This is a genomic window from Psychrobacter sp. FME5, assembly GCF_014861375.1.
Classification (GTDB): Bacteria; Pseudomonadota; Gammaproteobacteria; order Pseudomonadales; family Moraxellaceae; genus Psychrobacter.
The window spans coordinates 1-690 of the sequence record NZ_RRYX01000255.1; the positions used below are offsets into that span (position 1 = coordinate 1).

The window sequence follows — 690 nt, forward strand, 5'->3', positions numbered from 1 at the left end:
AACAATTAAATGTCCTAGCGTACTAAGCTGCCAGCCATTTGAAGTAGCCGTAAAGATAAGTACGCCTATGAGCAACAGTATTAAGGCGATACTCCAACCCATTAAATGAGTGTCACGGCGTTCTGAAACTAAAGTCGGAATAACCTCATCGGTATGTTGACGACTTTGGCTCACGATTAACCATATCACCAATGGGGCACCAAGAATGGCCGTCATTGCATCAGCGGGGATATTTAGGCTTAAATAATGTTGTAACAGCGTCGTAGCATTACTGGTGATCCATAATAACAGTGCCCCAAACACATAACCCAATAGCAAACGGTAACCAATACGCCGTACCGAAAACACATTCACCAGTGTAGCAGCCCCTAAGCCAATAAAACCAATAGGGCCCACGCGACTAACGACAAGGGCGGTCAGTATTGCCACCAATCCTACTACCAAACCACGAATGAGGTTGATAGGAACGCCCAAGCTTTTGGCTTGCCTATCATCTAAGCTCATTATTTCTAATGGTTTTAATAAAGGCATTAAGCTAATAAAGGCGACCACACTAGCGATGCTTAATACGGCAGATACTTGCCAGTTATTCTGCGTGAGACTGCCTGCAGCCCAAACCATGACGTTTAAGGTTTCTTCAGCATAATAAATCAATAATAAAGCAGTAATAGCGCCCAATAAAATATTGGT

The 690-nt window shown here is 43.3% G+C and carries 1 protein-coding gene; it reads right to left on the minus strand.

Annotated elements, in window-relative coordinates:
* On the minus strand, positions 1 to 690 hold a 690-nt coding region (locus EI161_RS14565), incomplete at both ends, for an iron chelate uptake ABC transporter family permease subunit (RefSeq protein WP_192529995.1).